Annotated in this window: 6 protein-coding genes; 5 read left to right on the top strand and 1 reads right to left on the bottom strand. The window is 70.0% G+C overall.

Translation table 11 applies throughout. The features are described 5' to 3' along the window. Positions 1-61: 61 nt before the first annotated feature. Positions 62-601, top strand: a complete 540-nt coding sequence (gene def / locus AC27VN_RS30815; RefSeq protein ID WP_057596930.1) for a peptide deformylase — start codon at positions 62-64, stop codon at positions 599-601. Between the two features lie 39 nt (positions 602-640). Here the strand turns inward: def and AC27VN_RS30820 are convergent, their stop codons facing one another. Next, on the bottom strand, positions 641-1,030 hold the full coding sequence (locus AC27VN_RS30820) for a DoxX family protein (RefSeq protein WP_093342144.1): 390 nt from the start codon (positions 1,028-1,030) through the stop codon (positions 641-643). 220 nt (positions 1,031-1,250) lie between these two features. Here AC27VN_RS30820 and AC27VN_RS30825 point away from each other — a divergent pair, with 220 nt between their 5' ends. The 4 genes from AC27VN_RS30825 to AC27VN_RS30840 all read left to right on the top strand — a co-directional run. Next, positions 1,251-2,285, top strand: a complete 1,035-nt coding sequence (locus AC27VN_RS30825) for an amino acid ABC transporter substrate-binding protein (RefSeq protein WP_203201111.1) — start codon at positions 1,251-1,253, stop codon at positions 2,283-2,285. Next, on the top strand, positions 2,282-3,289 hold the full coding sequence (locus AC27VN_RS30830; protein ID WP_490879018.1) for an amino acid ABC transporter permease: 1,008 nt from the start codon (positions 2,282-2,284) through the stop codon (positions 3,287-3,289). The genes AC27VN_RS30825 and AC27VN_RS30830 overlap by 4 nt, the downstream gene beginning before the upstream one ends. Then, complete coding sequence (locus AC27VN_RS30835; protein WP_490879019.1) at positions 3,286-4,362, top strand: amino acid ABC transporter permease; 1,077 nt, start codon at positions 3,286-3,288, stop codon at positions 4,360-4,362. The genes AC27VN_RS30830 and AC27VN_RS30835 overlap by 4 nt, the downstream gene beginning before the upstream one ends. 264 nt (positions 4,363-4,626) lie before the next feature. Beyond that, positions 4,627-5,684, top strand: a 1,058-nt coding sequence (locus tag AC27VN_RS30840; protein ID WP_490879020.1) for a homoserine dehydrogenase, incomplete at its 3' end; no start/stop codon positions are given.

Here is a 5,684-nt window from a genome sequence, read left to right on the forward strand (position 1 = left end):
CGCCGGGTGGGCGCGGCGCGCCCGCCTGCGCGGCCCACGGGCCCTCGCGATAATCCGCGCCATGGCCATCCACGAAATCCTCAAGATGGGCGATCCGCGCCTGCTGCGCATCGCGCAGCCGGTCACCGCCTTCGACACCGATGAACTGCACCTGCTGGTGCGCGACATGTTCGAGACCATGCATGCGGTCAACGGGGCCGGCCTCGCGGCGCCGCAGATCGGCGTCGACCTGCAGCTGGTGATCTTCGGCACCGATGTCGTGAACCCACGCTACCCCGACGCCCCGCCAGTGCCGCGCACCGTGCTGTTGAACCCGGTCATCACGCCGATCGGCGAGGCCGAGGAAGAGGGCTGGGAAGGCTGCCTGTCGGTGCCCGGACTGCGCGGCGTGGTGCCGCGCTTCTCGAACATCCGCTACACGGGCTTCGATCCCTATGGCGATCCGATCGACCGCACGGCCAGCGGCTTCCATGCGCGCGTGGTGCAGCACGAGGTCGACCACCTGCTGGGCAAGCTCTATCCGATGCGGGTGCGCGACTTCTCGCGCTTCGGCTACACCGAGGTGCTGTTCCCGGGCCTCGATGCGGCCGACGACGATTGAGCGGCGGACCGGGCCCGCGGCCCGGTCGCGTGGCCCGAACTACTTGCTGTTGAGCCCGAAGCGGCCGCCACCCGTGAACGCGAGCGCGATGGCCGAGAACAGGAACATGCCCTGCAGTTCGAGCGCCCAGCCACCCTGGCCGTTGAGGGCGCCGAGGTCCTTGCGGTGCACCAGCCAGATCGCCACCAGCATGTTGATCGCCACGATTGCCGCTGCGGGCCGCGTGTAGAGGCCGATGATCAGCAGCACCGGCGCGACGATCTCGCCCACGTAGACCAGGTAGGCCAGCACGCCCGGCAGGCCATGCGAGGCCAGCATGCCGCCGATGCCGTCGACACCCTTGGTCACCTTGGCGATGCCGTGCAGAAGGATGAAGATGCCCAGGGCGACGCGAAGAATGAGCTTGCCGGTGTCGTCGGACTTGAACATGGTCGGGGTTCCTCGGTGATGGTTCGAAATGTTGCGAGGGCCGTATGGTAGTGAAGAAACGGCATGCATCCGCGCATGCGACCGTCGTGCCTGCGCGGACTTCGCATATGCATCCAACCGCCTGTTCTTTGGCGGCCCAGCGCGCCGCCTCGTACACTGCCTTTTTGCCTTTGCGCAGACACCCCCACCGCAGACCGCGACCCTTGAGGAGAACCCACCCATGACGCCCCGATTTCGATCCGCCTTCGCCCTGGCCGCGGCCGCCGCCGCGCTGGTCGCCGCCGCGCCCGCCTTCGCCGGCAAGACCCTCGATGCGGTCAAGCAGCGCGGCAGCGTCAAGTGCGGCGTGACCAATGGCGTGGCCGGCTTCTCGGCGCCCGACACGCAGGGCAACTGGTCGGGCCTCGACGTCGACACCTGCCGCGCGATCGCCGCGGCCGTGCTCGGCGATGCGAAGAAGGTCGAGTTCGTGCCGCTCAATTCGCAGCAGCGCTTCTCGGCGCTGCAGGCCGGCGAGATCGACATCCTCGCGCGCAACACCACCTGGACGCTCACGCGCGACGCCTCGCTGGGCTTCAACTTCACGACCATCACCTACTACGACGGCCAGGGCTTCCTGGTGCCGAAGAAGCTCAAGGTCACGAGCGCCAAGCAACTGAAGAACGCGACCATCTGCACCCAGTCGGGCACCACCAACGAGAAGAACGTCTCCGACTACTTCCGGGCCCAGAACATCCCCGTCAAGACCGTGGTGTTCGAGAGCTTCGAGGCCTCGTTCAAGGCCTTCTTCTCGGGCCGCTGCCAGGCCTTCACCACCGATGCCTCGGCGCTCGCCGGCCTGCGCAACAAGGAGGCGCAGAACCCCGACGACTACCTGATCCTGCCCGAGCTGATCTCCAAGGAACCGCTGGCGCCGCTGGTGCGCCGCGGCGACGACGAATGGTTCGCGATCGCCAAGTGGGTGCCCAACGCGCTGATCGAAGCGGAAGAGGCCGGCATCACCGAGGCCAACGCCGAACAGCTCAAGGCCTCGAGCAAGGACCCCGCGCAGCAGCGCCTGCTGGGCGCCGGTGAAGACCTCGGCAAGCTGCTGGGCCTCGACAAGGACTGGTCCTATCGCGCGATCAAGGCCGTGGGCAACTACGGCGAGATCTTCGAGCGCAACGTCGGACCGAAGTCGGTGCTGAAGCTGCCGCGCGGCTCCAACAACCTCTGGAGCAAGGGCGGCCTGATCTACGCACCGCCGGTGCGATGAGCCTTCGGGCCGCGGGCGGCGCGCGCCGCTCGGCCTGGCTGGCCTGGGCCGTGCAGGTGCTCTTGGTGCTGGCCGTGGTGGCCGGCGCCTTCTGGGTCGTGCACCACGCGCTCGAGGTACTGCGCGCGCGCGGCGTGCGCTCGGGCTTCGACTTCCTCACCGAGCCCGCGGGCTTCGCGATCAGCGAGGGCTGGCTCGATTTCGAGGCCAGCCAGCCATCGTGGCGGGCCTTCCTCGCCGGCCTCGTCAACACAGTGCGCGCCGCGGTGCCGGCGGTCGTCTTCTCGGTGCTGCTCGGCACCCTGATCGGCATCGGTCGGCTCGCGCCGCACGTGCTGGTGCGCGGCATCTGCACCGCCTACGTCGAGCTGCTGCGCAACGTGCCGCTGCTGGTGCAGCTGCTGATGCTGGCCTTCGTGATGGCGAACCTGCTGCCCGATCCGACCGAGCCGGTGCGGCTGCTGCCGGGCGTGTGGCTCAGCAAGGGCGGCCTCAGCGTGCCGTGGCCGGTGGCGGGCGAGGGCGGCTGGTGGCCCACGCACCTCGAATGGCCCGAGCGCGGCGACTTCGGCGTGAACGGCGGCGCGGCGCTGAGCCCCGAGTACGTGACCATCGTCGCGGGCCTGTCGTTTTACTCGGCCGCCTTCGTGGCCGAGATCGTGCGCGCGGGCATCCTGTCGGTGTCGCAAGGGCAGGTGCTCGCGGGGCAGGCGATGGGCTTCTCGCCGGTGCAGCAACTGCGCATCGTGATCCTGCCGCAGGCACTGCGCGTGATCGTGCCGGCGCTCACGAACCAGGTGCTGAGCCTGGTCAAGAACTCCTCGCTCGCAGTGGCGGTCGGCTATCCCGAGCTGGTGTCGGTGGCCAACACCACCATCGGCGCGAACGGCCGCGCCTTCGAGTGCATCGCGATCATCATGGCGGTCTACCTGCTGCTGTCGCTCGTGATCTCGCTGGGCATGAACCGCTACAACGCGCGCGTCGCGCTGCGGGGCTGGCGATGAGGGTCGTGCGAGGCCCGATCGCCTGGCGGCACGAACTCTGGGGTTCGCCGCTGCGCACGCTCGCCACGCTGCTGCTCGCGGCGCTGCTGGCCTGGGCCGGCTGGCACCTGGTCGATTGGGCCGTGGTGCACGCGGTGTTCCGCCCCGATGCCGAGGCCTGCCGAGCGGTGCAGCACGGCGCCTGCTGGGGCGTGGTGGCCGAGAAATGGCGGCCGATGCTGTTCGGCCGCTTCCCTTACGAAGACCAGTGGCGCCCCGCGATCGCGGTCGCGCTGCTGTCGGCGGTCACGGTGCTCAGCGCCTGGCCGCGCAGCTGGCGCTGGTGGCTGCCGGCGCTGTGGCTGCTGGCGCTCGCGGCCTTCGTGCTGCTGATGCGCGGCGGCGTGTTCGGCTGGAGCCACGTGCCGACCAACCGCTGGGGCGGCCTGCCGCTGACCATCGGGCTCGCGGTGGTCGGGCTGGCGCTGGCCTTTCCGCTCGCGCTGCTGCTGGCGCTCGGGCGCCGCTCGGGCTGGCCGGTGGTGCGCACGCTCTGCGCAAGCTACATCGAGCTGGTGCGCGGCGTGCCGCTGATCTCGGTGCTGTTCATGGCCTCGTTCCTGCTGCCGCTGCTGTGGCCCGCGGGCTGGCAGCCCGACGTGCTGGTGCGCGTGCTGGCCGGGCTGTCGCTGTTCGTGGCCGCCTACCTGGCGGAGATCATCCGCGGCGGCCTGCAGGCCGTGCCGCGCGGCCAGACCGAGGTCGCGATGGCGCTGGGCTTCGGCCGCTGGCCGGTGCAGCGCGACATCGTGCTGCCGCAGGCGCTGCGGCTGGTCGTGCCGGCGCTGACCAACAACGTGGTCGGCACGCTCAAGGACACCTCGCTGGTCACGGTGGTGGGGCTGTTCGAGCTCACGGGCGCGCTCGGCCTGTCGCTCGGCGGCGATCCGACCTGGCGGCCGTTCTACCTCGAGGGCTACCTGTTCATCGCGGCGATCTACTGGCTGCTGTGCTTCGGGCTCTCGCGCTACAGCGTGTGGCTCGAGGGGCGCCTCTCGGCCATGCCGCGCGTGGTCCAGTCCGAGCCGGCCTGAGGCGTCCTGTACACTCCGGCCCCATGTCGTGTTTCCTCCCCGCCTTCGCATCGAGCGCCGCCCGCATGGGCCGCATGATGCCGTCCGCCTCCACGCGGACCGACCGGGCAATGGATGCACGAATGATTACCACCATTACCACCGCGGCCACCTGAGCACGCGCAGGTGGCCGTTCCGGCAGCCACCTGGTGATCGCTCTTCCCCCGAACGAATGAAACCCAGCTCTGGCAGCTGGGTTTTTGTTTTTGTCGTTTGGAGAAGCCCATGTACCGCGATCCCGTCCAGTCCCTCGAAACCGTCGTGCCCAGCCAGGCCATGCGCCCGCTGCGCGTGGGCATGATCGGCATCGGCACCGTCGGCTCGGGCACCTTCCGCGTGCTGGCACGCAACCACGACCAGATCGCCGCGCGCGCCGGCCGCGGCATCGAGATCGTCATCGTGGCCGCGCGCAACCTCGCGCGCGCCGCCGGCATCGTGGGCGAGGGCGTGGCGCTCACCGACGATGCGATGCGCGTCGCGACCCATCCCGAGCTCGACGTGGTGGTCGAGGTGGCCGGCGGCACCGGCGCGGCGCGCGACTGGGTGCTGGCCGCGATCGCCCACGGCAAGCACGTGGTGACGGCCAACAAGGCGCTGCTGGCCGAGCATGGCGGCGAGATCTTCGAGGCCGCGCGCCGCCACGGCGTGGCGGTGGCCTACGAAGGCGCGGTGGCGGTCAGCATCCCGATCGTGAAGGCGCTGCGCGAAGGCCTCGTGGCCAACCGTATCGAATGGGTGGCGGGCATCGTCAACGGCACCACCAACTTCATCCTGAGCAAGATGCGCGACGAGGGCCTGGACTTCGGCGCGTCGCTCGCGCAGGCCCAGGCGCTCGGCTATGCCGAGGCCGATCCGACCTTCGACATCGAGGGCATCGACGCGGCCCACAAGCTCACGCTGCTCGCGGCCAATGCCTTCGGCATGCCGCTGCGCTTCGCCGACGTGCAGGCCGAGGGCATCACGGCGCTGCAGGGGCTGGACGTGGCCTGCGCCGAGCAGCTGGGCTTTCGCGTCAAGCTGCTGGCCGTGGCGCGCCGCCGCGAGGAGGGCGTCGAGCTGCGCGTGCAGCCCGCGCTGGTGCCCGCCGAGCACCTGATGGCGCATGTGAACGGCTCGATGAACGCGGTGATGGTCAAGGGCGATGCCTCGGGCGTGACGATGTACTACGGCGCCGGTGCCGGCTCGGAGCAGACCGCCTCGGCCGTGATCGCCGACCTGGTGGACGTGGCGCGGCTGGCCGGCACCCCGGCCGCGCAGCGCGTGCCGCACCTGGGCTTCCATGC

The sequence above is a fragment of the Variovorax sp. 20P10.2.4 genome (assembly GCF_058244205.1).